Raw genomic sequence first — 24,634 nt, 5'->3', positions numbered from 1 at the left:
GGCCAGCCTTCCTCGACCACGACCAGGCGGTTGGTCTTGGCGAGCGACTTCAGCACCGTCTTGGTGTCGAGCGGACGCAGCGTACGCAGGTCGATGACCTCCGCGTCGATGCCCTCGGCGGCCAGCTTTTCAGCGGCTTCGAGCGCGACGCCCACGCCGATCGAGTAGGACACGAGCGTCACGTCCTTGCCCTCGCGCATGATCCGCGCCTTGCCGATCGGCAGGACGAAATCGTCGAGCTTGGGCACGTCGAACGAACGGCCGTACATCAGCTCGTTCTCTAGGAACACGACCGGATCTTTCGAGCGGATCGCCGCCTTCAACAGGCCCTTGGCGTCGGCCGCGTCATAAGGCGCGATCACGATCAGGCCGGGGACCGAAGCGTACCACGGGCCATAGTTCTGCGAGTGCTGCGCACCGACGCGGCTGGCGGCACCGTTGGGGCCACGGAACACGATCGGGCAGCGCATCTGGCCACCGGACATGTAGTTGGTCTTGGCGGCCGAGTTGATGATGTGATCGATCGCCTGCATGGCGAAGTTGAACGTCATGAACTCGATGACCGGACGCAGGCCGCCCATGGCGGCACCCGTGCCGACACCGGCAAAGCCGTATTCGGTGATCGGCGTGTCGATCACGCGACGGTCGCCGAACTCGTCCAGCAACCCTTGCGTCACTTTGTACGCGCCCTGATACTGGGCGACTTCCTCGCCCATCACGAAGACGCGGTCGTCGGCGCGCATTTCCTCGGCCATCGCGTCGCGCAGCGCTTCGCGGACGGTGAGCTTCACCATCTCGGTGCCTTCCGGGATTTCCGGCGAGGCGGGTGCTTCCTGCTCGGCGGCGGCGACCAGCTTCTGCGTGCCGCTTTCCTGCTCGGCGGCGGCCGCGCCTTCCGGCATCGGCGGCGCATTATGATCGGTCGGCTGGTTCTTGGGCGCCGCATTGGCGTCCTCACCCGAACGGCTCTCGGTCGCGGCGGCCGTCGAGACGTCCTCGCCTTCCTCCGCGAGCAGCGCGATGGCGGTACCCACCTTCACATTGTCGGTGCCTTCAGCGACCATGATCTTGGCGATCACGCCTTCATCGACGGCTTCGAATTCCATCGTCGCCTTGTCGGTCTCGATCTCGGCCATGATGTCGCCGGACTTGACCGTATCGCCTTCCTTCACGAGCCACTTGGCGAGCGTGCCCTCTTCCATCGTCGGCGAAAGGGCCGGCATCTTGATCTCGATCGCCATCTCAGTAACGCTCCACCAGCACTTCAGTGTAGAGTTCAGCCACATCGGGCTCGGGGGTCTGCTCGGCGAAGTCCGCCGCCTCGTTGACCGTCTTGCGGATATCCTGCTCCAGGGTCTTTAGATCGGCCTCGGTCACGCCTTCCGCTTCGAGCAGCTTCTTGACGTGATCGATCGGGTCGGACTTGTCGCGCACGCCCTGCACTTCCTCGCGGCTGCGATACTTGGCGGGGTCGGACATGGAGTGACCGCGATAGCGATAGGTCTTCATCTCCAGGATGACCGGGCCCTTGCCCGCGCGGACCCAAGCCAGCGCCTCTTCGGCGGCACCGCGACAGGCCAGCACGTCCATGCCGTCGACCTGGATGCCGGGGATGCGGAAGCTCTCGCCGCGGCGATAGAGCTGGTCCTCGGACGAGGCGCGGTTGACCGCCGTGCCCATGGCGTACTGGTTGTTCTCGATCACGAAGATGATCGGGAGCTTCCACAGCTCGGCCATGTTGAAGCTCTCGTACACCTGGCCCTGATTGGCGGCACCATCGCCGAAATAGGCGAGGCAGACGCCGCCGTCATTGCTGTACTTGTGCCCGAACGCCAGGCCGGTGCCCAGCGACACCTGCGCGCCCACGATGCCGTGGCCGCCGTAAAACTTATGCTCGGTCGAAAACATGTGCATCGACCCGCCCTTACCCTTGGAGATGCCGGCGGCACGCCCCGTGAGCTCGGCCATGATGACCTTGGGATCGATGCCGTACGCCAGCATGTGGCCATGGTCGCGGTATCCAGTGATGACCGAGTCCTTGTCGCCGTCGAGCGCCGACTGCAGACCCACCGCCACGGCTTCCTGGCCGATATACAGGTGGCAGAAACCGCCGATCAGGCCGAGGCCGTACAGCTGGCCCGCCTTTTCTTCGAAGCGGCGGATCAGGAGCATCTGCTTGTAGAAATCCAGCAACTGTTCCTTGGTAGCCTGGAACGGCTGCGGTTCGGCGGGACGCTCCCGATTGGGAATGGGGGGCTCGCTGGTACGGCTTGGAGCTTTTGCCACAGTCGGGAACACCTTTGTTTCCGTTAGGGAAGGATCAGAGCCTATTGGCGCGGTTCTGCGCGAAACTCAATTCCCCGTTACAAAACATCACCGGACAGCCGGATTTTGCGTGGGGATAGTTCAGCCTTGGTTGCCTTGCGGGCGGGCCGAAGCCTACAACGCCCGCCGACCATGGACAAACCCCTGCATCCCTTTCGCATCGCCAATTTTCGCAGCTACTGGCTGTCCCGTTTCAGCGGGACCATCGCGGTATCGGCCATGTCGATCGTCATCGGGTGGCAGGTCTATAATCTGGCGCGCGAGACGATGGACGTGCGCCAGGCCGCGTTCATGCTGGGCATGATCGGTTTCGCGCAGTTCGTGCCGCTGTTCCTGCTGACCCCGATCACGGGGCTGGTCGCCGACAGCGTCGACCGGCGCTGGATCGTGCGGGCGACGACGGCGCTGCTGGTGCTGACCGCCGCCAGCCTCTGGCTGCTGACCTGGTCGGGGCATCTGTCACTGGGCGCGCTGTTCACCGCCGCCGTCGCCTTCGGCATCGCGCGGGCCTTTTCGGGGCCGGCCTATTCGGCGCTCGCGCCCAATCTGGTGCCGCGCGAAAGCCTGCCCACCGCCATCGCGGTCAGCTCGATCGCGTGGCAGGTGGGCACGATCGCGGGGCCGAGCGTCGGTGGGCTGCTCTATGCGGTCCATCCCGAGTTCGCTTACGGCGTCGCGACCCTGTTGTTCGCGGTCGCGCTGTTCTGCATCTTCCTGATCGGCCCGGTGCCGCAACCGCCCGCGCAGACCGATCGCCGGCCGCTGGTGCGGATCATCGAGGGGTTCAGCTATGTCCGCCGCAACCGGCTGGTGCAGGCGGCGATCACGCTCGACCTGTTCGCGGTGCTGCTGGCGGGCGCGACCTCGCTGTTGCCGGTGTATGCGCGCGACATATTGCATGTCGGGTCGCAGGGGCTGGGATTGCTGGCGGCGGGGATGGGGATCGGCGCGGCGACGACCGCCATCTGGTTCTCGGTCAATCCGATGAAGTCCAATGTCGGGGTCAAGATGCTGATCGCGGTCGTGGTTTTCGGCCTGTCAATCCTGACCTTCGGCGTCGCCAGCCAGATCACCGGCGCTTTGGGATTGAACAGCGGGACGGTCACGCTGAACGGCGCCGGCATCTTCGTCCATCCCGCCTTCCTGCTCAGCCTCGTCGCGCTGATCGTGGCGGGCGGCGCGGATATGGTGTCGGTCTATGTCCGCCAGTCGCTGATCCAGCTCCACACGCCCGACGTCATGCGCGGCCGGGTGAGCGCGGTGTCGCAGCTGACCATCTCCGCCTCCAACGAGCTGGGCGAGTTCGAGAGCGGGGTGATGGCCTCGATCCTCGGCCCCGTCGGCGCCGTCGTGTTCGGCGGGGTCGGCGCAATCGGTGTCACGCTGCTCTGGTCGCGGCTGTTCCCGGAACTCCGGCGTGCCAGAACCTTTGATCCCCCCGAGATCCTCGAAACCGAACCAACCCACGGAGAAGCCAAGCCATGAAGGCCAACACCATCCTGGAAACGATCGGCAACACGCCGCACATCAAGATCCAGCGGCTGTTCCCCGGATCGGAGGTCTGGATCAAGTCGGAACGCTCCAATCCCGGCGGCTCGATCAAGGACCGGATCGCGCTCGCCATGATCGAGGCGGCGGAGGCCAGCGGCGACCTGCAGCCCGGCGGCACCATCGTCGAGCCGACCAGCGGCAACACCGGCGTCGGGCTGGCGATGGTCGCGGCGGTCAAGGGCTACAAACTGATCCTGGTGATGCCCGAATCCATGTCGATCGAGCGCCGCCGCCTGATGCTGGCCTACGGCGCGACCTTCGACCTGACGCCGCGTGAAAAGGGCATGAAGGGCGCGATCGAGCGCGCGCTGGAGATCGTGCGCGACACGCCCGGCGCCTGGATGCCGCAGCAGTTCGAGAACCCCGCGAATATCGACGTGCATGTCCGCACGACTGCACAGGAGATCCTGAACGACTTCCGCGATTCGCCGATCGACGTCATCATCACCGGCGTCGGCACCGGCGGCCATATCACCGGCGTCGCCGAGACGCTGAAGAAGGAATGGCCCGAGTTGAAGGTCTATGCGGTCGAACCCGCCGCCTCGCCGGTCATCCAGGGTGGTCAGCCCGGCCCGCACCCGATCCAGGGTATTGGTGCCGGCTTCATCCCCGCCAATCTCCACACCCAGGCGATCGACGGCGTGATCGAGGTCGACGCCAATGTCGCCAAGGACATGGCGCGCCGCTCGGCGACCGAGGAAGGGCTGCTGGTCGGCATCTCGTCGGGCGCGACGCTCGCGGCGATCCTGCAGAAGCTGCCCGACCTGCCCGAGGGCGTCCGCGTGCTCGGCTTCAACTATGACACGGGCGAGCGCTATCTGTCGGTGCCGGACTTCCTGCCCGAACAGTGAGCACGCCAGATCGGCCGCGCGGCGGCATCCGCGCGGCCTTGTTCGTCATCGCCGGTACGGCCAGCGTCGTACCGGCTTTGCTCGTGGCGAACGCCCCCGTCATCCCGCATCAGGCTCGCGCCCAGCCGCAAGGTCCGGCGCGGACGGGTCGCGTCGTGCCCCCGGCCGAAGTGCCGGCGGTCGAGCCGGTCGCCTTTGTCGACATGACCCCCGACGAAGCGCGCGCCTATAACGCCAGCGTCCCCTTCTCGACCGATCCCAATCCGGCGGCCCGCCCCTTCGTCTTTCGCGGGACGGCGGAGGACAAGGCGCGCGCGCTCGACTGCCTGGCGGCGGGCGTGCTGTACGAGGCGGGCGACGATGCCAAGGGCGAACAGGCGGTGGCGCAGGTCGTGCTCAACTGACTGCGCCATCCCGCCTTTCCCAAGACGGTGTGCGGCGTGGTGTTCGAGGGGCAGGAGCGGACGACCGGCTGCCAGTTCACCTTCAGCTGCGACGGCGCGCTGACCAAGTGGCAGCCACCCGAAGCCGCTTGGGCCCGCGCACGCCAAATCGCCGGCATGGCGCTGAACGGCAAGGTGTTCCGTCCCGTAGGCCACGCTACGCATTACCATACCGACTGGGTCGTCCCCTATTGGCAGGCCAGCCTCGACAAGGTCGCAGGCGTCGGCAGCCATTTGTTCTTCCGCTGGTCAGGCTGGTGGGGCACGCCCCCCGCGTTCAACCGGCATCAGGTGGCAGGGGAACCGGTCATCGCAGCGCTCGCCCCCTTCTCGCCCGCGCATCGCGCCGGTGTCGAGGGCACGGCCGAGGCGGGCGCGGCGCTGGCCGAGGGTGCGGCCGTCACCGGCGCCGCCACCCCGCTGGCAAGCGAACCCGATACCTTCCTGGTATCGCTGCCCGGCGGTTTGGCGGCAGAGGGCTTTCCGGCATTCGCGCACAAGCTCTGCGGCGATCGCCCGCATTGCACCGTCATGGCCTGGCGCGAAACCGCCGCCACGCCGCAGGCAGTGCCGCTGACGCCGCTCCAGATGGAGACGATGGCGTTCAGCTATCTGCGCGACCCCGCGATCGGGATCGAACGGACGTTATGGAATTGCGGCATGTATCCCGCGATCAAGGGCGCGCGCTGCATGAAGCGTCAGGCCCTGACCGCCGTGCCGATCCCGCCGTCCCTCGCGCCTGAGCCCGGCCCGACGCCAACGAGCGCGCCCGGCGAGCTGACCGGCATCCGCCGCGCCAGCGCCAGTACTACCCCGGCCGAAGTCAAGCCGCAGCCCTGACCGCCTCAGTCACTGTGGGACTTCACCAGTTCGACGAAGTCGGCCAGCTCGGCGATGGCGGCGTCGATATCGTCCTTCTGCGCCTGTAGCGCCTCGATCTTGGCGGTGCAGCGTGCCAGCGTGACTTCGCGCTGCTGTCGCCGGCCGTCGCCCAGATCATAGAGGTCGATCATCTCGCGGATTTCGGCGAGGCTGAACCCCACCCGCTTGCCACGCAGGATCCAGGCGAGGCGCGCCCGGTCGCGTTGCGAATAAACACGCTGCGTCCCCCGGCGTTTGGGTGCGATCAGCCCTTCGTCTTCATAGAAGCGCAGCGCTCGGGCCGTGACGCCGAACTCGCCGCACAATTCGGTAATCGTGTAATCGTCCCGGTCGCCACGCGACGGGACGAGGGCATAGGCAGCGACCTGGGTCATGGCCACGATGCTAAATACCCTTTACGTCAACGTCAATCAGCACAAAGGGTCGTGCCGTTCGGACCGCGCAGGGCCTGCGCCTCCGCGACCGACGCACTTACCCGCTCGACGTTCAGCGCCGACAGGCTGGCGCGACCGGAGCATAGCGCGTTGCACGCCGCCGGCACGCTGGCGGGAAACTGGATGCCGTCTCCGTCCAGCCGCGCGGCAAACCGGCAACCGTCCAGATCGATATCCAGCGTCCGGCCGGACCGTGCCAGCGTTCCACGACCGACACATCCCTGTCCTTCGCCATAATCGATGAGGACGCCGATACGCCTGGGCGCCCCACCGCGCGTCTCCGATGCGGGCAGGATGCATATCCGGTCCGAATCGCGTGCCCAGATGCCGTCGAGTGGAACGGTCGCGGGATCGGCGACCAGCCCGGCGGCGATGCTGGCCGCTTCCAGGCGTTCGCCCGCCATATTATCGGTCGACTCGGCGCCGGGATGACACGCCGCCAGCGTCAGGACCGACACCAGAATGGCGCATCGCGACGTCACGCCACCGGCGCCAGCCCGTCGCCCTCGATCCGCCGGAAGAAGCAGCTGCGCGCGCCCGTATGGCAAGCGGGGCCCGCCGGATCGCAGATCAGCCAAAGCGCGTCCTGATCGCAGTCGATACGGATGTCGACGACCTGAAGCACGTTGTTGGAGCTTTCGCCCTTCTTCCATAGCCGTTGGCGGCTGCGCGACCAGAAATGCGCCTGACCGGTCGCGCGCGTGGCTTCCAGCGCCTCGGCGTTCATGTGCGCCACCATGAGAAGCTCGCCGCTCCGCCGGTCGGTGACGACCGCCGTCAATAAACCCTGGGCGTCGAATTTCGGGTCGAGCGTCAGCCCGGTGTCGCGGTGGTCGGCCATGTCATGCCCCTTAGAGCATGAAGCGGTCCGACAAAACCGTCATTGCGCAAGGCCGGAAACCCGCGCCCACCGCGTCATCCGTGATCGCGAATCGCCTTGATCAATTCGTCCTTGTTCATCGTCGAACGCCCCTCGATGCCGATCTTGCGCGCCTCGTCCATCAGATCGTCCTTGGTCCGATCCTCCAGATGGGTGGAACGATGGTCTAGGCTGCCCTTGGCCTTGGCATTCGCGATGCGCGCCGCCTTTTCCTTGGATTCGCCCTGCTTGCGCAGTTCTTCGTAAAGGCCGTCGTCCTTCACCTGCGGACCGTGATCGCGCGCCATATGGCTTCTCCTGCTTTCGTCCACGAAACGCAGCGTCCCGCAAAATGATCCCGCCAACCATGACAAACAGGCGACAAACGCCGATCACGTTCCTATATGCGCCCCGTCTGCCCCTTAGTTGCGAACGTTGCGAGCGCCTCTCCCATGCTGACTACCAACCCCTTCGACGACGACAAACTCCGTGAGGAATGCGGTATCTTCGGCGTGTCCGGTGCCACCGGCGCGGCGGCGCTGACCGCGCTTGGCCTTCACGCGCTCCAGCATCGCGGGCAGGAAGCCGCCGGGATCACCAGCTTCGACGGCACCCTGTTCCACACCCACCGGGCGATGGGCCATGTCGCGGGCAATTTCGACCGCGACGACGTCATCCGCAGCCTGCCCGGCGAAGTCGCCTGCGGCCATGTCCGCTATTCGACCACGGGCGAGACGGCGCTGCGCAACGTCCAGCCTCTCTACGCCGACCTGTCGACCGGCGGCTTCGCCGTCGCGCATAACGGCAACATCTCGAACGCGATGAAGCTGCGGCGCGAACTCGTGCGGCGCGGTTCGATCTTCCAGTCGACCAGCGATACCGAGACGATCATCCACCTGGTCGCGACCTCCAACTATCGCACCCTGCTCGACCGCTTCATCGACGCGCTCAAGCAGGTCGAGGGCGCCTACTCGCTGATCGTGATGACGCCCGAGGGCATGATTGCCTGCCGCGATCCGCTGGGCATCCGGCCGCTGGTCATGGGTCGCCTGGACGGCGCGGTGATCTTCGCCTCGGAGACGGTGGCGCTCGACGTGTGCGGCGCGACCTTCGAACGCGCGGTCGAGCCAGGCGAGCTGGTCATCGTCCAGGGCACCGAAATCCGCTCGATCCACCCCTTCCAGGCGGTCAGCCCCCGCCCCTGCATCTTCGAATGGGTGTATTTCAGCCGCCCCGATTCGATCGCGGGCGACCAGTCGGTCTATTCGGTGCGCAAGGAAATCGGCGCACAGCTGGCGATCGAGGCCCCGGTCGATGCCGACCTCGTCATCCCGGTCCCCGATTCGGGCGTTCCCGCCGCGATCGGCTATGCGCAGCAATCGGGCATCCCGTTCGAGCTGGGCATCATTCGGTCGCACTATGTCGGCCGCACCTTCATCCAGCCGGGCGACAAGGTCCGCCACCTCGGCGTCAAGTTGAAGCACAATGCCAATCGCGCGCTGATCCAGGGTAAGAAGGTCGTGCTGATCGACGATTCGATCGTGCGCGGAACCACGTCGCTGAAGATCGTGCAGATGATGCGCGAGGCCGGCGCAGCGGAGGTGCATATGCGCATCGCGTCGCCGCCCACCCGCCACTCCTGCTTCTATGGCGTCGACACGCCCGAGCGGGCCAAGCTGCTGGCGGCCAAGCTCGATCTGGGCGGCATGACCGACTTCATTCATGCCGACAGCCTGTCCTTCGTGTCGATCGAGGGCCTCTACAAGGCGTTGAACGCCGCGCGGGACGGCAAGCCCAGCTATTGCGACGCCTGCTTCACCGGCGACTATCCGACAACGCTGACCGACCATGACGAAACCGCCACGGTCGACCAGTTCGCGATGCTGGCCGAGCGGGTCGCCTGATGGCGGGCGCGCTCGACGGCAAGCTGGCGCTGGTCACCGGGGCCAGCCGTGGGATCGGTGCCGCCACCGCCATCGCCCTGGCGGCGGAAGGTGCGCATGTCATCCTGACCGCGCGGACGCCCAAGGGGCTGGAGGAGGTCGAAGAGATCATCTTCAACGCCGGCGGGGCCGCGACCATCGCCCCGCTCGACCTGACCGAGAACGAATCGATCGGTCGGCTGGCGGGCGCGATCGGCGAGCGCTGGCAGGCGCTGGACGTGATGGTGCTGAACGCCGGCATGCTCGGCTCACTCGCCGCCGTGCCGGCGATCGACGCCAAGGAGTTCGCGCGCGTTCTGACCCTGAACGTCAGCGCGCAGGCCGCGCTGATCGCCGCGTTCGACCCGATGCTGCGTCGGTCGAAGGGCGCAAGGGTGATCGGCGTGACCTCCTCGGTCGGCCGCAAGCCGCGCGCCTATTGGGGGGCCTATGGCGCCTCCAAGGCTGCGTTTGAGACATTGCTCGGTGCGTATGGTGATGAGACGTCCGAGATCAGCGCGATCCGCACCGCCATCGTCGATCCGGGCGCGACCCGCACGCAGATGCGCGCCAAGGCCTATCCGGGGGAAGACCCCGCCTCGGTGAAGGCGCCCGAGGTGGTGGCGGACCGGATCGCCGCGCTGGCGATCGAAGGCTTTGCGCCGGGGCATTTCGAACGCGTGGGGTGAAAGCGTTGGGGCGTGGGCTTCGACTTCGCTGAGCCTGAACGGCTGGAAGGAAAAGCCCGACACCCCAAACTCCGTTCAGCCTGAGCGAAGTCGAAGGCCAAGGGAAACCCTCACCGCAACGTCGCGATGATCCCCGCCATCTCGAACACCGTCCCCTGCGCATCCAGCGACAGCCCCCGCGCGGCACCCGCCAGATCCTGCGCGGCGGCATAGGCATCCAGCGCCACCTTCAGCCGCCCCCCCGAACGCCCGCGCGCCTGAGCAGCGATAAACGCCGGCACCCGGTCGAGAAACGCCTCGTATCGCGCCTGCGCCGCCTTGCCCGCCAGCGACTTGGCCAGCTTCACCCGCTCGGCATTGCCGGGGTCACCGCTTTCGGCGATGCGTGCGATCGCCGCGTCCATGCCCGCGATGTCCAGACCGGCAAAGCGCAAAGCGCGGCCCGGCGCGCCCTCGGCGGCGGCGACCAGCGCGCCGATCTCGCCCTCATCCGCCTCGGGCAGTTGCTGGCGCAGCACCCGCGCGACATCCGCGTCGGACAGCCGCTCGAACCGCAGGAGCCGGCACCGCGAGCGGATCGTCGGCAGCAACCGCCCCGGCGCATGGCTGACCAGCAGGAACACCGTCCCCGCCGGCGGCTCCTCCAGATTTTTCAGCAGCGCGTTGGCACCGCCGCGCTCCAGATCGTCGATCGCATCGATCAGCACGACCCGCGCCGGCCCCATGGCGGGCGCGGTGGCGAACATCGGCTGCAGCGTGCGGACCTGCGCGATGGTGATCGACCGCGCCAGATCCTGATCGGGTTTTTCCGTATCCTTGGGCAGGCGCGACAATATGCGAAAGTCGGGATGCGACCCCGCCTCGATCAGCCTGGCGGTCGGATGATCCGCAGGCACGGCTAGACCGGGGGGCAGGTCGCCCTGCCCGCTCGCCCGCGCCAGCAGCCGTGTGGCCGCCGCACGGGCGAAACTGGCCTTGCCCACACCCTCCGGCCCGGCGATCAGCCAAGCATGGTGGAGCTTGGCGCCTCCCAGCGCGGCGGCGAACGCGGCCTGGCCTGCATCATGGCCGACCGGCAGGGTCATGCGATCAGCCGAAGAACGAGGTCAGCCCGGCCCAGGCGCGGCCGAAAAAGCCCGCCTCGCCGACGTCCTTGTCCGCGACCAGCGGCAGGCGCTGCGCGGGCATGTCGGGCGAGGTCACGACCAGATCGGCAATATGCTGGCCGGCCTTGATCGGTGCCTTGATCGGCCCCTGATAGACGACCTTGGCGCTCATCTGGGGATCGAGCCCGGCGGGCAGCGTGACCGCCAGCGGACGCGGTGCGACCAGCCCGACGCTGCTCGACGACCCCATCTGCACCTCGGCATCGGCGACCTTCTTGCCCTGCGCGACCACGGGCTTGGCCTGCCACGCGCGGAAGCCCCAGTTCATGAACTTGACCGACTCCTCGGCCCGGGCGCCGAAGCTGTTCAGCCCGGCCAGGACCATGACCAGGCGACGGCCATTCTGTTCGGCCGAGCCGGTGAAGCCATAACCGGCCTCCTCGGTATGGCCGGTCTTCAGGCCATCCGCGCCCGCCACGCGGCCCAGCAGCGGATCGCGGTTCGCCTGGGTGATGGCGTTGCCGCCCATCGTCTTGCCCCACGAGAAATCCCGGCGGGAATAGAATTGCTTGTAGAGCTTCGGGAAGTCCTCGATCGTGTGCTCGGCCAGATCGGCCAGGTCCCGCGCGGTCACATAGGTCACGCCGCCGTCCGGCCAGCCGTTCGAGGTGCCGAAGTGGCTGTTGTTCAGCCCGATCTGCTTGGCGGTGCGGTTCATCCGCTCGACGAAATTCTGCTCGGTACCCGCGATATGCTCGGCCAGCACGACGCAGGCGTCGTTACCCGACAGCGTGACGATACCGTATAGCAGGTTAGCGACGCTGACCTGCTCCCCCGGCGACAGGAACATGGTCGATCCGGCCTGGGGCCCGTGCCACTTCTTCCACGTCTCGGGCTGGACGGTGACCATGTCGTCGAGCTTCAGCTGGCCCTTCTTGACCAGATCGAAGGCGACATAGACGGTCATCATCTTGGCCATCGAGGCCGGCGGCATGCGGCGATCGGCATCGCGCTGGAACAGGATCGCGCCCGAGGACAGATCCTTCATGAACGCGACGGGCGCGGTCGTCTCGAACTGCGGGGCGGCCGCGATCGAGGGGTGGGCCAGCGCGACGAGAGCGAGCGGGGCGGCGAGCGATGCGAACAACGTCTTCATGGGTGTTCCGTGACCAAAGGGCGGGAGGAGGTCAATCCTGATGCAGGACGCGGGCGTCGTCATAACCGGCCTGGGCCGCCGCGTCACGCAGGGCTTTGGCCGATTTTGCATCCAACGCGCCACGCTCGACGCGCCAGATGCCGCCGACATGCCGGGTCCGCGCATCGAACCGGCGAGCGAGCGCCTGCGCACGGGCCTGACTGGCGAAGCTGGCGATCTGGACGCGGTAGGTGCCGGCGGCGTCCAGCTTGATCGGGTGCGCGACCGGCAGGACCGCATTGGCGCCGGCCAGGACCAGGCCGGGATTGTCGGTGCCGGGCTTCAGCGCGCGCAGCCGGATATTGGCGACGGCACGGCGATTGGTGCCCAGCAGGCGCGCCGCGCCGAGCGACAGATCGGCCACCCGGTCGCTGCGCCCGGGGCCACGATCGCCGACGCGCGCGACGATGGTCCGGCCGGTATCGACATCGGTCACCTCGACCATCGATTCGAGCGGCAGGGTGCGGTGCGCGATCATCACGTCGTCGGGATTGAAGCGGCGACCCGTCGCGGTGCGCCGCCCGGCCAATTCATGCCCGTACCAGCTGGCCCGGCCGCTCGCGTCATAGCTGCCATAGCGCGCCGCCGGCGCATCGTCCGGGGCCGCCGCCATCGCGGGCCCCGCCAGCATCGCGGCCAGCGCCGCGATGGCGAGGCGCTCAACCCGCGATCGCATCGGCCAGCAATCCTACGGACAGCGCGTAGAAATTGGAGCAGTTATAATCCAGGATGACCCGGTAATTGCCGGTGAGCAGATAGGCGGTCGCCCCCTGCCCGTCCGGCTCCATCAAGGTGGCCAGCACCCGGTCGTCGGGCCAGGCCACACCCTGCGGCACGATGCCCAGCGCGCGCCATTCGGCGATGGTCCGCCAGCCGCTATGCCGTTCGAACACGCGGGGGCAGCGCGGGCTGACCAGCTGGTTGCGGACCATCGACCGGTCGAACCCGGCGGGTACGCTCACCGCAAAACCCCAGGGTTGCCCAGCGCGCCAGCCGGCATTGACGAAATAATTGCCGATCGAGGCCAGCGTGTCCGCCTCGCTGTTCCAGATGTCGGCGCGGCCGTCGCCATCGCCGTCGCGTGCGAGGCGCAGATAGATGGAGGGCAGGAATTGCGGATTGCCCGTCGCCCCCGCCCAGCTGCCCTTCAGCTGGTCGCGGCTGACGCCCCGGTCCATCATCTTCATCGCGGCGATGAACTCGCCCTCGAACAGCGGACGGCGACGGCCTTCATAGGCCAGGCTCGCCAGCGAGCGGATCAGGTCGAAGTTGCCGGTATAGGACCCGTAATTGGTCTCATGGCCCCAGATCGCTACCATGATCGATTCGGGCACGCCCGTCTCGCGTTCGATCCGCGACAGGCGCGGGCGTTGCGCCATATATTTGCTGCGCCCCCGGCTGATCCTCGCGGCGTCGACATGCGCGGCCTTATAGGGGGCGAAGGGGCTGAAACCGCTGTTCGCCGACCCGCCGGGTTGACGCCGGTCGAGTTCGATCACCCGCTGGTTGAGCGTCAGCGTCGGCAGGACCGCGTCCAGCGTCGCGCGGCTGACGCCCTGCGCCAGCGCGGTACCGCGAACCTGCTGCAAATAGCTTTGAAAGCCCGCCTCGTCCTGCGCCAGCGCAGGCGCGCTGCTCATCAGCGTCGCCAGAACCGAAAAAATGCCGAGGCGCATCCCGCGCCGGGTAATGTTCCCCCACATGGGCCATTCTTTGCCATAGCGGCCGGGCGTCGGGAACCTCGCGTCACCGCAGGGGAGGCACGATCAGCCGCTGTCGGAGATGGCGCATCGGCTCGGCGCCGATGGCGGGTGGAGTGGGATTCGAACCCACGGAACGGTTACCCGTTCGCCAGTTTTCAAGACTGGAGCCTTAAACCACTCGGCCATCCACCCGTCTTTGCCGCGCCCCCATGCGCAAGAAACGGCGCGTCTTCAAGTCCCCCCGGTCTACGCATGCCGCCGGTCTGCACGGCTTCTGCACAAAAGCCTCGCGACATTCGCAACGGGTGCCATGATCCCGCTCGATGTCCGCCCGGCATCAGGACGGCCTGCTAAGGAGACCGGCATGACCGTCATCGGATCACCGCGATATTCTTTCCTGGCCAAGCTGTTCGGCGCCGCCGCGCTGATCGGTCTGGCGGACCTGTTCTTCTACGATAACGAGCCGGGCTGGACGCTGGGCGGCTTCGCGCTCGCCTGGACATTGGTGCTGGGCGTCACCCGCCCCGATGTGCGGCATCATCGGGCGGCACGGGCGGCGCTCGTCGTCGCGCTCTTGTTCGGCGTGATGCTGGTCGACGATCCGGGGCCGCTCGACTGGTGCCTGTTCGGGCTGGCGCTGATGTCCGCCAGTCTGTTGCCGCTGCGCCGGTTCGACGATGCGATACGCTGGGGCCTGCGGATCGCCCTGCATGGCATATTCGGTCTGGCCACGCCGTTCCGCGACGCCCGGCGTCTCGCTCGGCGATGCCCGTCGCGCGCCTTCGTGTCGATCTCTGGCCTGCTGGTTCTGCCCGTGGCCGGTGGCGCGGTGTTCCTGTATCTTTTCGCTCAGGCCAATCCGCTGATCGCCAGCACCTTTGCCGCCATCCGCTTTCCCGACCTGTCTGCGGTGATCTTCCACGCGATCTTCTGGTTCATCGTGCTGCTGGCCGTCTGGCCGGCGCTACGACCGCACCGGGCGGTACTGCGGTTCGACTTCGCCGACGGGACCGGCAAGGCCGATGCCCTGCATCTGCCCGCGTCCGCGCTGATCCTGTCGTTGATCACCTTCAACGCGATCTTCGCCGTCCAGAACGGTCTGGACCTGGCCTTTCTATGGAGCGGCGCGGCGCTTCCCGCCGGAGTGACGCCCGCCGAATATGCTCATCGCGGCGCCTACCCGCTGATCGTCACCGCGCTGCTCGCCGGTGCCTTCGTGCTGCTGGCCGCGCGACCCGATGGCGACGGCGCGCGTCGTCCGCTCGTTCGTCGGCTGATCCTGTTGTGGGTGGCGCAGAACCTCCTGCTCGTCGCGTCCAGCATGTTGCGCACGATCGATTACATCGCGGCCTCGATGCTGACGGGCTGGCGGATCGCGGCGCTGTTGTGGATGGGTCTGGTCGCGACCGGGCTGATCCTGATTACCTGGCGGATGGTGACGGGCCGGTCAGTGGCCTGGCTGATCAATGCCAATGCGCTGGCGGCCGGACTGGTGCTGACGGGCGTCTGCGCGGTCGATCTGGGGGCGATCGCCGCCGACTGGAACGTCCGCCATGCGCGGCGGGGCGATACGCTCGACCTCTGCTATCTCGAACGGCTGGGACCCTCGGCGCTGTTGCCGCTGATCGACCTAGAGCGGCGCGCGGGCGGGCCGGTGCTGCGGGGGCGCGTCAATTACCTGATCGACGAGGCGATGGGGCGGCTGGAGCGGGAGCAGCGGGATTGGCATAGCTGGACCTGGCGCGGCGCGCGGCGGCTGGAGGCAGCGAAGGCGCGGGTACGGCCGCATGCCGCACCGCCGCCGCTGACCGATGGGTGGATGATGGGCTGTGGCGGTCTGCGCGTCCATGTCGGCCCGGACGCGCCCACGCCCGCCCCGTTGACGAAGTCGCCCCGGTCATGATCCTGTGCCCCATGCCGCGCACCATCCTGATCGCCGATGACGACCCCAATATCCGCCAGCTGCTCGTCTTCGCGCTGGGCAAGGCCGGGCTGGACACGATCGAGGCGGCGGATGGCGAGGCGGCGCTCGCGGCCGCGTTGACCCACGCGCCCGATCTGGTGGTGCTGGACATCAACATGCCGCGCATGGACGGGCTGGAGGTGTGTCGTCGGCTGCGCGGCCATGGCGACTGCCCGATCCTGTTCCTGTCGTCGCGCGACGACGAGATCGACCGCGTGCTGGGGATCGAGTTGGGCGCGGACGATTATGTCGTCAAACCCTTTTCCCCGCGCGAAGTGGTGGCCCGCGTCATGGCGATCCTGCGCCGCACCCATGCCCATCCGCCCAGCGTCCAACAGATGGGCGCGACCATCCAGCAGGCGCGGCTGACCCTGGATGTCGAGGGGTGGCGGGCCTGCTGGGGCGAAACCGAGGTGCCGCTGACGGTGACCGAATTCTCGATCCTGCGCACGCTGGCGGTGATGCCGGGCAAGGTGTTCAGCCGTGATGCGATCATCGACCGGCTGCACGGGCCGGGCTTCGCCGTGACCGACCGCACCGTCGACAGCCATATCCGCAACCTGCGCGCGAAGTTCGCCGCGCTGGGCGGCACCGACCTGATCGAGACACGGCCCGGCATCGGCTATCGCCTGGGGGCATGCACCGGCGCCAGCGCATGATCGGCGGAGCCAAGCGCTGGGCCAAGCGACATTGGCCGCGCCTCAGTCTGCGGACCTATCTGTTCGCCAGCTTCTTCCTGGTCGCCGCCCTGCCCGGGGTCGGCGCGGTCGCCTTGCGCGTCTATGAGAATACGCTGGTCCGCCAGACCGAGGCGGAACTGGCCGCGCAGGGGGCCGCGCTCGCCGCCAGCGCCGCCGCCCTCTGGCCGCAGGCGCCGCCGGGGCGCGGCGTCACGCCCGTCTCCCCCCCCTATGGCAACGACGAGGCCGTCGACCTGAGCGCGACGCCGATCCTGCCCGAAAGGCCCGCGCCGCGTCGCGCCCCCCCGCCCGCCCCCGATGCCCGCATGGCGGCGGCGCGGCTTGCCCCGGTTCTGGCCGCGACGCGGGCGGCGACCCTGGCCTCGATCGTCCTGCTCGACCGCGACGGGCGGGTTGCCGGCGGTGTGGGGCCGAGCGGCAGCTACGCGATGCTGCCGGAGGTGGCATCTGCGCTGGGCGGGCAGCCGCGAACCGAACTGCGCCGCAACGCCAGCTACCACGCCGTCTATCGCTTCGAATGGTTGACGCGGGCGGCGGCGACGCGGGTGCATCATGCGCGGCCCGTGCTGGTCGACGGTCGCGTGGTCGGCGTGCTACTGCTGTCGCGCTCCGCCCGGTCGCTGTTCGTCGGGCTGTATCAGGACTGGGGCAAGATCGTCATCGGCATCCTCGCGATCCTGGCGCTGCTGATCCTGCTGTCCGGCCTGTTGTCGCGCGGCATCGCCCGGCCGATCGAGCAGTTGCAGGATGCGGCGCGAAGCGTCGCGGCGGGGCGCGGAACGGTGCCCGCCATCCCGCCGACCGCCGCCGCCGAGATACAGGACCTCTATCGCGACTTCGCCGCCATGGCCGAGGCGATCGACGCGCGGTCGCACTATCTGCGCAATTTCGCCCACGCCGTCAGCCACGAGTTCAAGACCCCGCTGACCGGCATACGCGGCGCCATCGAGTTGTTGCAGGACCATGCCGACACCATGACGGCGGCGGACCGCGCGCGCTTCCTGGCCAATGCCGATGCCGATGCCAGTCGCCTGACGCTGCTGGTATCGCGCCTGCTGGAGCTGGCGCGGGCGGACATGATGGCGGGTGGGCCCGGCGGAACCAGCGATGTCGTGGCCGCGGCGCACAAGGTGGCGGACGCCTGGCGAAGCGCGAAGGTCGCGATCACGGTGGAGGCCGGCGCGCCCGCAGCCGTCGCGGCGATCGCGGCATCGACGCTGGAGGCGGTCCTGACGACGCTTGTCGAGAACGCCATCCAGGCCGGCGCCACCGCCATCACCATGTCCGTCGAGGCCGGCGACGCGGTCATGCTGACGATCACGGACAATGGCGGCGGCATCCCGAGGGCCGACCGCGAGCGCGTGTTCGAGCCGTTCTTCACATCACGCCGCGCCAGCGGGGGCACCGGCCTTGGCCTGCCCATCGCCCGGTCGTTGCTTCACGGCTCCGGGGGCGACCTGCGCCTGCTGGACCGGGAGACGGGCACGGCCATGCGGATATGCCTGCCCTCCGCCGCCGTCCGACCGTCCTATCGATAGCGGCCCATCGTCACCTTCAGCACCACCGGGCGATCGACGATGGTGATGCCGTAATCGGTCTGGTCGCCGTTCCACACCCGGTCCGTCATCCAGGTGCCTGCCGTGAAATGCCCTTCCTCCACCCGGACGACCATCGCACGCGGGTCCGGCTTGGCCGATGCGAAGCGCACGCGGACATGGTCGCCGATCATCAGGTATTCGTCGGCCGACAGAGGCAGCACGGCGACGCCACCGACCGGTTCCTCGGCCCAGGGCGCGGGCTCCGACTTCAGCCAGCTCCAGCTCTTCTCGCCGAACTGCCACTCGCCGAAGCTGGCCTTGATCGTCCAGTCGCCCAGCGTCGCCTGCCGGTCCGACCCGTCATCGGGCCGCGCCGTGCCCCAGCCGGGGCGTTCGAGCGCCAGCCGCGCCCAGTCGCGCATGACCCCCGCCATCGCCTGATAGGGCCTGGCAAAGGCGTCCAGCGTCGCATCGTCCAGCGTCCTGGCGCCCAGCGGATAATTGGAAAAGCCGGTATCATCCATGCCGAACGGCGCGAAACCGATCGCGCCATGCCCCAGCGCTTCGTAGAAATAGCGGGCGAAGTCGCGCGCATTGCCGATCTCCGGCACCAGCAACGGATTGTCGGGCCGGGCATAGGCGTCGAGGTAGAGCGCCACATTTCCGCTGGCCCGGTCATAGATGTCGGGCGCCTCGGCGTCGATCGAGGGAGCCGCGACCTTCCAGATGTCGAGCACGTCCTGCTGCGGGCCACCGCTCGCCACGCCGTCGGGGTCGGGCACGTTCGAGGGTCCCGCGAGTGCCGCGTTGACAAAGATGGGCAACGGCTTGACCGCCTTGCCGGCGGCGGCGATCTCATCGACATAGCGGGCGGTGTGCCAGGTGTTGAACGCGCGGTCCGCCTGCGCGCCGAACACGCTCGACCAATCGCCGGGCCGCTTGCCGAGTTTTCGGATAAGCGCCGCCGGCACCGGCCCGGCGAACGGCGCGCGTGACGCGGGGCCGAAATCGCGGGGGTTGCGATAGCTGCCCACCTCATTCTCCGCCTGCACCATGATGACCGTATTCTGCGGATCATGCTCCTTCAGATAGGTCATCAGCCGGACGAAGGCCCGCTTGTCCGCCTCCAGCGTCGATCGGAACATCGGCGACAGGACGTCATGGTCCTTGCCGTCACGCGTCTTCATCCTGGGAAAGCGGCGGTTGTCGAGCTTGACCCAGTCGGGGGTGTAGGCCGGCGACGTGTTCTTCCAGGTGCCGAACCACAAGATTACGACACGCTTGTCATGGGCCCGCGCCTGATCGAGCAGGGTCTGGACGAAGCCGAAGTCGAACTGACCCTCGCGCGGCTCGATCTGTTGCCAGGCGACGGGAATTTCGATCGTGTTGGCGTGAAGCCGGTCGAGCATCGGCCAGACCCGTGGCAAGGCGCTGGCATAGTTGCTGGAATTGTTGACCTGCGCCGCCAGCATGAGGAACGGCCGGCCATCGACGATCAGCGCATGGCGGCCGCCGCGCGTGACGATATGCGGTATCTCGGTCGCCTGTGCCAGACAGGGCCCCGCCAGCCCCAGCGCCGCGAACGCTCCCATGATTGCAAGCCGCAAACGCCGTCCTCCCCCAAATCGCCGACATTCGCGATGCCGCATGGGCTTAGTGCACGGCGCGATGCCGCCGATCAACCGCCGGCGGCCCGGCGGATCACGCCGCCAGATCGCGATCCGCGACGGCGGGCGACCGCGCGGCAAGGCGATAGTCCGCCGCCATTCGCACGATGTCGCCCGGCGTGTAGACCGCGTCGAAGGGATAATCGCGTGCCGCCGCCTCTCGCCAGCCATCGATATCGGCCATCGGCAAGGGCCGCCCCGCCAGCAGACCGCGCCAATGCGCCAGCAACACGTCCAGCTCGCGGAAGCCGTTGGCGGTGACGCGGGCGCGGACCGCACGGTGCAGCGACGACCTCGGCGGGCGATCGGCGGACCACAGGGGAGCGATCCGCGCCTCCATCGCGCCGATCCCGTCCATCAGCGCCCGGTGCGTCCGCATCCGTTCCTGCGCGCTCACCATGTCGCGTGGCGGGCGGCGGTGCGCCCTCGTCGATCACGATCGCGTGAATCCATTTCGATGCTCCACCAACAAGCGGGAGCACATGGGTCTCTCAGTCGCCAGCGCTTGCGGTCGTCAAACCGGCGATGCAAACCCGCTAACACAGGTGGGCGGGGCCGTCGCCGCTTTTCTCCAACTGCCTGTCGCGCAGGAAATTTTTGGCTAACATGCATTATCCGACACCAAAGCCATGGGTGAGCGTTATCGCTTGGAACGACGCTCCGCCTTGGTTCTGTTCCCGCTGGCTCGATCGACGGAAACAATGCCGGTGACGGGTGTAGCCACAGGAACCAAGGGAGTGCCCGTGCGTGGCCGACGAACGATCCGATAGCTCTCATTTCGCCCCGTCGCGGCGCGGCGTCATGGTGGGTGGCGCGGCCGCCGCCATGGCGGCCTCCGCACCCGCCGACGCTCAGATCAAGAGGACGACGATGCCGCCCGATCCCGCCGCCATGCCCCTCACGTTGAAGGTGAACGGCAAGGATCACCGATTGTCGCTCGACCCGCGCACCACGCTGCTCGACGCGCTGCGCGAACATCTGCACCTCAGCGGGACGAAGAAGGGCTGCGACCATGGTCAGTGCGGCGCATGCACCGTCCTGGTCGACGGACAACGGATCAACAGCTGCCTGACGCTGGCGCTCCAGCATGACGGCGATGCGATCACCACCATCGAGGGGCTGGGCACGCCGGACAAGCTCCATCCGATGCAGTCGGCCTTTGTGCGCCATGACGGCTATCAATGCGGCTATTGCACACCGGGACAGATCTGCTCGGCGGTGGCGGTGCTCGATGAGATTCGCGCCGGCGTGCCCAGCTACGTCCAGGACGATCTGATGGCCCGGCCGCAGGCCAGCGGCAGCGAGATGCGCGAGCGGATGAGCGGCAATATCTGCCGCTGCGGCGCCTATTCGAACATCGCGGAGGCCATGGCCGACGTGGCGGGAGCCAAGGCATGAAGGCCTTCACCTATGAACGCGCCAAGGACCCCGTCGCCGCGGCGCGCGGGGCGACCCGGCCGGGCGCCAAGTTCCTGGCGGGCGGCACCAACCTGCTCGACCTGATGAAGATCGAGGTCGAGACGCCGACACATCTGATCGACGTGCAGGACCTGGGGCTCGACCGGATCGAGAAGACCGGGGACGGCGGTCTGCGCGTCGGGGCCTTCGTCAGCAACACGGCACTGTCCGCCGATGAACGCGTGCGGCGTGATTACGGCGTGCTGACGCGTGCGATCGCGGCGGGGGCCAGCGGCCAGCTGCGCAACAAGGCGACGACGGCGGGCAATCTGCTCCAACGGACGCGCTGCCCCTATTTCTATGACACCAACATGGCCTGTAACAAGCGCCGGCCCGGATCGGGGTGCAGCGCGATCGGCGGCTATTCGCGCCAACTGGCCGTCATCGGCGGCAGCGCCCAGTGCATCGCGACCAATCCCAGCGACATGGCGGTCGCGATGCGCCTGTTGGACGCGAAGGTCGAGACGGTGGATCCGCAGGGTCAGACCCGCGCCATTCCGATCGCCGAGTTTCACCGCCTGCCCGGCGACACGCCCCAGATCGAGACCGTGCTTCGGCCGGGTGAACTCATCACTGCCGTCACCCTGCCCCGCCCGCTCGGCGGCACGCATATCTATGAAAAGGTTCGTGACCGCGCCTCCTACGCCTTCGCGCTCGTTTCCGTCGCGGCGGTGATCCAGAAGGACGGCAGCGGGCGGCTCGCCGTGGGCGGGGTCGCGCACAAGCCGTGGCGGATCGAGGCGGCGGATGCCGCGCTGCCCGAAGGGGCCAAGGCAGTGAACGCCCGGCTGCTCGCCGGTGCCAAGCCGACCGAGGACAATGCCTATAAGGTGCCGCTCGTCGAACGCACGATCGCCGCCGTCATCAGCCAGGCGAGGACCGCATGAAATTCACCGAGCCGGCGGGCACCAATCCCATCGACCGCATGACCGTCGTCGGGCGTGCGCAGGACAGGATCGACGGACCGCGTAAGACGACGGGCACTGCGCCCTATGCCTATGAACGCCATGCCGATGCACCGAACGCCGCCTATGGCTGGATCATCGGCTCGGCGATCGCCAAGGGTCGCATCCGCAACATCGATCTGGATGACGCGCGCGGCGCGCCCGGCGTGCTGGGCATCGTCACCGCCGCCGATGCGGGTCCCCTGGCCAAGGGTAATTTCAACACGGCCAAGCTGCTCGGCGGGCCGGAGATCGAACATTATCATCAGGCGCTCGCCATCGTCGTCGCCAAGACCTTCGAACAGGCACGCGCCGCCGCCGGCCTGGTGCGCGTCGACTATGATCGCGCCCCCGGCGCGTTCGACCTGGACGCCGCGCTGAAGACCGCTCCGCTGGTCGGCGGCGACAGCAAGGAGGGCAGCAAGGCCCCCGCCGCCGACCGGGTCGGTGATTTCGAGGGTGCCTTCGCCGCCGCGCCGGTTACGCTGGACGCGCACTATACCACCCCCGATCATACCCACGCGATGATGGAGCCATTCGCCTCCACCGCCATGTGGAAGGGCGACGAGTTGTTGCTCTGGACCTCCAACCAGATGATCGACTGGGGACGCGGCGACCTCGCCAAGACGTTGGGGCTGACCAAGGGCAAGATCCGCTTCATGTCGCCCTATGTCGGCGGCGGGTTCGGCGGGAAGCTGTTCCTGCGCGCCGATGCGGTCATGGCGGCGCTGGGCGCCCGCGCGGTGGGCCAGCCGGTGAAGGTCGCGATGCAGCGGCCGCTGATGGCGAACAACTCGACCCATCGGCCCGCCACCCGCCAGCATATCCGTATCGGCGCGGCCAAGGACGGCACGATCCAGGCGATCGCGCATGAAAGCGGATCGGGCGACCTGCCAGGCGGCAGCCCGGAGACCGCCGTCAACCAGACCCAGCTGCTCTATGCCGGTCCCAATCGCCTCACCGCGATGCGCCTGGCGGTGCTGAATCTGCCTGAGGGCAATTCGATGCGCGCGCCGGGCGAGGCGCCAGGCATGATGGCGCTGGAAATCGCCATGGACGAGATGGCCGAGAAGCTGGGCATGGACCCGGTCGCCTTCCGGGTGAAGAACGACACCCAGGTCGATCCGCAAAAGCCCGATCGCCGCTTTTCGCAGCGTCAGCTGGTCCGCTGCCTTGAGGAGGGCGCGCAGCGCTTCGGATGGTCGCGCCGCAACGCCAAGCCGGGACAGGTCCGCGATGGCCGCTGGCTGGTCGGCATGGGCATGGCGGCGGCGTTCCGCAATCATATCAACCGCCGGTCGGGCGCGCGGGTCACGCTTCAGCCAAACGGGCATGTTCTTGTCGAAACCGACATGACCGACATCGGCACCGGCAGCTACACCATCATCGCGCAGACCGCCGCCGAAATGATGGGCGTGCCGCTGGATGCGGTCGAAGTGCGACTGGGCGACTCCTCCTATCCCGTATCGGCGGGTTCGGGCGGGCAGTTCGGCGCGGCCAATGCGACCGCTGGCGTCTATGCCGCCTGCGTCCGGCTGCGCGAATCGGTGGCGCAGCGACTGGGGTTCAATTCGGCCGACATGGCCTTCGCCGATGGGCAGGTGTCGAGCGGCAATCGCTCGGTCGCGCTGCGCGAGGCGACCGCCGCCGGGCCGCTGACCGCCGAAGACAGGATTGAATTCGGGGATCTGGGCAAGACCTATCAACTGTCGACCTTCGGATCGCATTTCGTCGAAGTCGGCGTCGATGCCTATACCGGCGTCGTCCGTCTGCGCCGGATGCTCGCGGTATGTGCCGCGGGACGAATTCTCAACCCGAAATCGGCGCGCAGCCAGGTCATCGGCGCGATGACGATGGGCGTCGGATCGGCGCTGATGGAGGAGCTGGCGGTCGACAAGCGCTTCGGCTTCTTCGTCAAGCACGATCTGGCGGGATATGAGGTGCCGGTCCATGCCGACATCCCGCACCAGGACGTCATTTTCCTGGAGGAAGCCGATGACAAGGCCAATCCGATGAAGGCCAAGGGTGTCGGCGAACTGGGCCTGTGCGGTGTCGGCGCGGCGGTGGCCAACGCGGTCTATAACGCCACGGGTGTCCGCATCCGCGACTATCCGCTGACGCTGGAAAAGCATCTCCACCACCTGCCGGAGATCGCCTGACAATGGCAAAGGGGGCGGCCCGATCCCGCCCCCTCCGACCTTCAATCGGCAAATGACGGAATTCGCGACGAATTTTCGCGATCGATCGCCGGTGTTTCCCGCTTGCCCGTGAAAAATTCCCCCGGCAAACAGTCGTCATAAGACAATGGGGCGGCGGTACGTACCGCCGCCCGCCCGGCTACCGATCGGAGCGGGGACGACGGGGGGACATACGCGGTGTTGCACGATGCGTTCGACAGCTTCT

The 24,634-nt window shown here is 67.6% G+C and carries 24 protein-coding genes and 1 tRNA gene; 12 read left to right on the top strand and 13 right to left on the bottom strand.

The features are described 5' to 3' along the window. A partial coding sequence (locus ACQKJZ_RS05445; RefSeq protein ID WP_427730270.1) for a pyruvate dehydrogenase complex E1 component subunit beta occupies nucleotides 1-1,241 on the bottom strand: 1,241 nt, incomplete at its 3' end. 1 nt (nucleotide 1,242) lies between these two features. Beyond that, nucleotides 1,243-2,286 carry a pyruvate dehydrogenase (acetyl-transferring) E1 component subunit alpha gene (gene pdhA, locus ACQKJZ_RS05440; RefSeq protein ID WP_427730269.1) on the bottom strand — a complete coding sequence of 348 codons (1,044 nt, stop codon included), beginning with the start codon at nucleotides 2,284-2,286 and terminating at the stop codon, nucleotides 1,243-1,245. 171 nt (nucleotides 2,287-2,457) lie between these two features. Between pdhA and ACQKJZ_RS05435 the strand changes: the two genes are divergently transcribed. From ACQKJZ_RS05435 to ACQKJZ_RS05420, 4 genes are read left to right on the top strand one after another with little or no spacing between them, the layout of a single operon-like run. After that, on the top strand, nucleotides 2,458-3,810 hold the full coding sequence (locus ACQKJZ_RS05435; protein WP_427730268.1) for an MFS transporter: 1,353 nt from the start codon (nucleotides 2,458-2,460) through the stop codon (nucleotides 3,808-3,810). Beyond that, nucleotides 3,807-4,727, top strand: a complete 921-nt coding sequence (gene cysK / locus ACQKJZ_RS05430; RefSeq protein ID WP_427730267.1) for a cysteine synthase A — start codon at nucleotides 3,807-3,809, stop codon at nucleotides 4,725-4,727. The genes ACQKJZ_RS05435 and cysK overlap by 4 nt, the downstream gene beginning before the upstream one ends. Continuing rightward, nucleotides 4,724-5,131: a hypothetical protein gene (locus ACQKJZ_RS05425; protein WP_427730266.1), complete on the top strand. Its 408-nt coding sequence runs from the start codon at nucleotides 4,724-4,726 to the stop codon at nucleotides 5,129-5,131. Before cysK ends, ACQKJZ_RS05425 begins: the two co-directional genes overlap by 4 nt. Before the next feature lie 39 nt (nucleotides 5,132-5,170). Next, complete coding sequence (locus tag ACQKJZ_RS05420) at nucleotides 5,171-6,010, top strand: cell wall hydrolase (protein ID WP_427730265.1); 840 nt, start codon at nucleotides 5,171-5,173, stop codon at nucleotides 6,008-6,010. Between the two features lie 5 nt (nucleotides 6,011-6,015). On the opposite strand, the gene ACQKJZ_RS05415 is transcribed toward ACQKJZ_RS05420, so the two are convergent. From ACQKJZ_RS05415 to ACQKJZ_RS05400, 4 genes are all read right to left on the bottom strand, one after another. After that, nucleotides 6,016-6,426: a MerR family transcriptional regulator gene (locus ACQKJZ_RS05415; protein ID WP_312488174.1), complete on the bottom strand. Its 411-nt coding sequence runs from the start codon at nucleotides 6,424-6,426 to the stop codon at nucleotides 6,016-6,018. 32 nt (nucleotides 6,427-6,458) lie between these two features. Next, nucleotides 6,459-6,968: a hypothetical protein gene (locus ACQKJZ_RS05410; protein ID WP_427730264.1), complete on the bottom strand. Its 510-nt coding sequence runs from the start codon at nucleotides 6,966-6,968 to the stop codon at nucleotides 6,459-6,461. Continuing rightward, complete coding sequence (gene hisI, locus ACQKJZ_RS05405; protein ID WP_427730263.1) at nucleotides 6,965-7,327, bottom strand: phosphoribosyl-AMP cyclohydrolase; 363 nt, start codon at nucleotides 7,325-7,327, stop codon at nucleotides 6,965-6,967. The genes ACQKJZ_RS05410 and hisI overlap by 4 nt, the downstream gene beginning before the upstream one ends. Before the next feature lie 74 nt (nucleotides 7,328-7,401). Continuing rightward, nucleotides 7,402-7,653: a DUF7218 family protein gene (locus tag ACQKJZ_RS05400; RefSeq protein ID WP_312488179.1), complete on the bottom strand. Its 252-nt coding sequence runs from the start codon at nucleotides 7,651-7,653 to the stop codon at nucleotides 7,402-7,404. A 144-nt stretch (nucleotides 7,654-7,797) separates the two neighbouring features. On the opposite strand from ACQKJZ_RS05400, the gene purF reads away from it, so the two are divergent. Continuing rightward, the gene (purF, locus tag ACQKJZ_RS05395) at nucleotides 7,798-9,249 is read left to right on the top strand and encodes an amidophosphoribosyltransferase (RefSeq protein WP_312488181.1); all 1,452 of its coding nucleotides are present in this window, start codon (nucleotides 7,798-7,800) and stop codon (nucleotides 9,247-9,249) included. Further along, nucleotides 9,249-9,956, top strand: coding sequence for an SDR family NAD(P)-dependent oxidoreductase (locus tag ACQKJZ_RS05390; RefSeq protein WP_427730262.1), 708 nt, complete (start codon nucleotides 9,249-9,251; stop codon nucleotides 9,954-9,956). Before purF ends, ACQKJZ_RS05390 begins: the two co-directional genes overlap by 1 nt. Before the next feature lie 110 nt (nucleotides 9,957-10,066). Here ACQKJZ_RS05390 and ACQKJZ_RS05385 read toward each other — a convergent pair whose 3' ends face one another. The 5 genes from ACQKJZ_RS05385 to ACQKJZ_RS05365 all read right to left on the bottom strand — a co-directional run bounded on the left by ACQKJZ_RS05385 (nucleotide 10,067) and on the right by ACQKJZ_RS05365 (nucleotide 14,152). Then, on the bottom strand, nucleotides 10,067-11,041 hold the full coding sequence (locus tag ACQKJZ_RS05385; protein ID WP_427730261.1) for an AAA family ATPase: 975 nt from the start codon (nucleotides 11,039-11,041) through the stop codon (nucleotides 10,067-10,069). A 4-nt stretch (nucleotides 11,042-11,045) separates the two neighbouring features. Then, the gene (locus ACQKJZ_RS05380) at nucleotides 11,046-12,218 is read right to left on the bottom strand and encodes a D-alanyl-D-alanine carboxypeptidase family protein (RefSeq protein ID WP_312488186.1); all 1,173 of its coding nucleotides are present in this window, start codon (nucleotides 12,216-12,218) and stop codon (nucleotides 11,046-11,048) included. A gap of 31 nt (nucleotides 12,219-12,249) precedes the next feature. After that, nucleotides 12,250-12,933, bottom strand: coding sequence for a septal ring lytic transglycosylase RlpA family protein (locus ACQKJZ_RS05375; RefSeq protein WP_427730260.1), 684 nt, complete (start codon nucleotides 12,931-12,933; stop codon nucleotides 12,250-12,252). Then, nucleotides 12,917-13,933 (bottom strand): lytic murein transglycosylase, encoded by a 1,017-nt coding sequence (locus ACQKJZ_RS05370; protein ID WP_312488209.1) that lies wholly within the window; start codon nucleotides 13,931-13,933, stop codon nucleotides 12,917-12,919. Before ACQKJZ_RS05370 ends, ACQKJZ_RS05375 begins: the two co-directional genes overlap by 17 nt. A gap of 129 nt (nucleotides 13,934-14,062) precedes the next feature. Next, nucleotides 14,063-14,152: transfer RNA gene (locus ACQKJZ_RS05365), tRNA-Ser, on the bottom strand. Nucleotides 14,153-14,324: 172 nt separating this feature from the next. On the opposite strand from ACQKJZ_RS05365, the gene ACQKJZ_RS05360 reads away from it, so the two are divergent. From ACQKJZ_RS05360 to ACQKJZ_RS05350, 3 genes are read left to right on the top strand one after another with little or no spacing between them, the layout of a single operon-like run. After that, nucleotides 14,325-15,863 (top strand): DUF4153 domain-containing protein, encoded by a 1,539-nt coding sequence (locus ACQKJZ_RS05360; protein ID WP_427730259.1) that lies wholly within the window; start codon nucleotides 14,325-14,327, stop codon nucleotides 15,861-15,863. Further along, nucleotides 15,860-16,582 (top strand): response regulator, encoded by a 723-nt coding sequence (locus ACQKJZ_RS05355; RefSeq protein ID WP_427730258.1) that lies wholly within the window; start codon nucleotides 15,860-15,862, stop codon nucleotides 16,580-16,582. Before ACQKJZ_RS05360 ends, ACQKJZ_RS05355 begins: the two co-directional genes overlap by 4 nt. Continuing rightward, nucleotides 16,579-18,162, top strand: coding sequence for a HAMP domain-containing sensor histidine kinase (locus ACQKJZ_RS05350; protein ID WP_427730257.1), 1,584 nt, complete (start codon nucleotides 16,579-16,581; stop codon nucleotides 18,160-18,162). Before ACQKJZ_RS05355 ends, ACQKJZ_RS05350 begins: the two co-directional genes overlap by 4 nt. On the opposite strand, the gene ACQKJZ_RS05345 is transcribed toward ACQKJZ_RS05350, so the two are convergent. Beyond that, nucleotides 18,153-19,754: a DUF5597 domain-containing protein gene (locus ACQKJZ_RS05345; RefSeq protein ID WP_427730256.1), complete on the bottom strand. Its 1,602-nt coding sequence runs from the start codon at nucleotides 19,752-19,754 to the stop codon at nucleotides 18,153-18,155. The two genes, ACQKJZ_RS05350 and ACQKJZ_RS05345, sit on opposite strands and share 10 nt — an antisense overlap. 109 nt (nucleotides 19,755-19,863) lie before the next feature. Then, nucleotides 19,864-20,208 (bottom strand): hypothetical protein, encoded by a 345-nt coding sequence (locus tag ACQKJZ_RS05340; RefSeq protein ID WP_427730255.1) that lies wholly within the window; start codon nucleotides 20,206-20,208, stop codon nucleotides 19,864-19,866. A gap of 368 nt (nucleotides 20,209-20,576) precedes the next feature. Between ACQKJZ_RS05340 and paoA the strand changes: the two genes are divergently transcribed. From paoA to paoC, 3 genes are read left to right on the top strand one after another with little or no spacing between them, the layout of a single operon-like run. Next, nucleotides 20,577-21,227: an aldehyde dehydrogenase iron-sulfur subunit PaoA gene (gene paoA, locus ACQKJZ_RS05335; RefSeq protein ID WP_427730254.1), complete on the top strand. Its 651-nt coding sequence runs from the start codon at nucleotides 20,577-20,579 to the stop codon at nucleotides 21,225-21,227. Beyond that, nucleotides 21,224-22,174 (top strand): FAD binding domain-containing protein, encoded by a 951-nt coding sequence (locus tag ACQKJZ_RS05330; protein WP_427730253.1) that lies wholly within the window; start codon nucleotides 21,224-21,226, stop codon nucleotides 22,172-22,174. The genes paoA and ACQKJZ_RS05330 overlap by 4 nt, the downstream gene beginning before the upstream one ends. Then, complete coding sequence (gene paoC / locus ACQKJZ_RS05325) at nucleotides 22,171-24,390, top strand: aldehyde oxidoreductase molybdenum-binding subunit PaoC (RefSeq protein WP_427730252.1); 2,220 nt, start codon at nucleotides 22,171-22,173, stop codon at nucleotides 24,388-24,390. Before ACQKJZ_RS05330 ends, paoC begins: the two co-directional genes overlap by 4 nt. Nucleotides 24,391-24,634: the final 244 nt, after the last annotated feature.

The sequence above is a fragment of the Sphingomonas sp. NPDC019816 genome (assembly GCF_050274375.1).
Classification (GTDB): Bacteria; Pseudomonadota; Alphaproteobacteria; order Sphingomonadales; family Sphingomonadaceae; genus Sphingomonas.
The sequence above is the reverse complement of the archived record's forward strand: the minus strand, read 5'-3'. Positions and strand labels throughout refer to the sequence as shown.

Coding starts and splice junctions, on each gene's coding strand:
- cysK (WP_427730267.1), top strand. CDS start 3,807: ATGAAGGCCAACACCATCCTGGAAACGATCGGCAACACGCCGCACATC.
- ACQKJZ_RS05360 (WP_427730259.1), top strand. CDS start 14,325: ATGACCGTCATCGGATCACCGCGATATTCTTTCCTGGCCAAGCTGTTC.
- ACQKJZ_RS05355 (WP_427730258.1), top strand. CDS start 15,860: ATGATCCTGTGCCCCATGCCGCGCACCATCCTGATCGCCGATGACGAC.
- ACQKJZ_RS05350 (WP_427730257.1), top strand. CDS start 16,579: ATGATCGGCGGAGCCAAGCGCTGGGCCAAGCGACATTGGCCGCGCCTC.
- ACQKJZ_RS05375 (WP_427730260.1), bottom strand. CDS start 12,933: ATGCGATCGCGGGTTGAGCGCCTCGCCATCGCGGCGCTGGCCGCGATG.
- hisI (WP_427730263.1), bottom strand. CDS start 7,327: ATGGCCGACCACCGCGACACCGGGCTGACGCTCGACCCGAAATTCGAC.
- ACQKJZ_RS05380 (WP_312488186.1), bottom strand. CDS start 12,218: ATGAAGACGTTGTTCGCATCGCTCGCCGCCCCGCTCGCTCTCGTCGCG.
- ACQKJZ_RS05400 (WP_312488179.1), bottom strand. CDS start 7,653: ATGGCGCGCGATCACGGTCCGCAGGTGAAGGACGACGGCCTTTACGAA.
- ACQKJZ_RS05330 (WP_427730253.1), top strand. CDS start 21,224: ATGAAGGCCTTCACCTATGAACGCGCCAAGGACCCCGTCGCCGCGGCG.
- ACQKJZ_RS05385 (WP_427730261.1), bottom strand. CDS start 11,041: ATGACCCTGCCGGTCGGCCATGATGCAGGCCAGGCCGCGTTCGCCGCC.
- ACQKJZ_RS05390 (WP_427730262.1), top strand. CDS start 9,249: ATGGCGGGCGCGCTCGACGGCAAGCTGGCGCTGGTCACCGGGGCCAGC.
- ACQKJZ_RS05345 (WP_427730256.1), bottom strand. CDS start 19,754: ATGGGAGCGTTCGCGGCGCTGGGGCTGGCGGGGCCCTGTCTGGCACAG.
- ACQKJZ_RS05415 (WP_312488174.1), bottom strand. CDS start 6,426: ATGACCCAGGTCGCTGCCTATGCCCTCGTCCCGTCGCGTGGCGACCGG.
- ACQKJZ_RS05435 (WP_427730268.1), top strand. CDS start 2,458: ATGGACAAACCCCTGCATCCCTTTCGCATCGCCAATTTTCGCAGCTAC.
- ACQKJZ_RS05340 (WP_427730255.1), bottom strand. CDS start 20,208: ATGCGGACGCACCGGGCGCTGATGGACGGGATCGGCGCGATGGAGGCG.
- paoC (WP_427730252.1), top strand. CDS start 22,171: ATGAAATTCACCGAGCCGGCGGGCACCAATCCCATCGACCGCATGACC.
- purF (WP_312488181.1), top strand. CDS start 7,798: ATGCTGACTACCAACCCCTTCGACGACGACAAACTCCGTGAGGAATGC.
- ACQKJZ_RS05370 (WP_312488209.1), bottom strand. CDS start 13,933: ATGCGCCTCGGCATTTTTTCGGTTCTGGCGACGCTGATGAGCAGCGCG.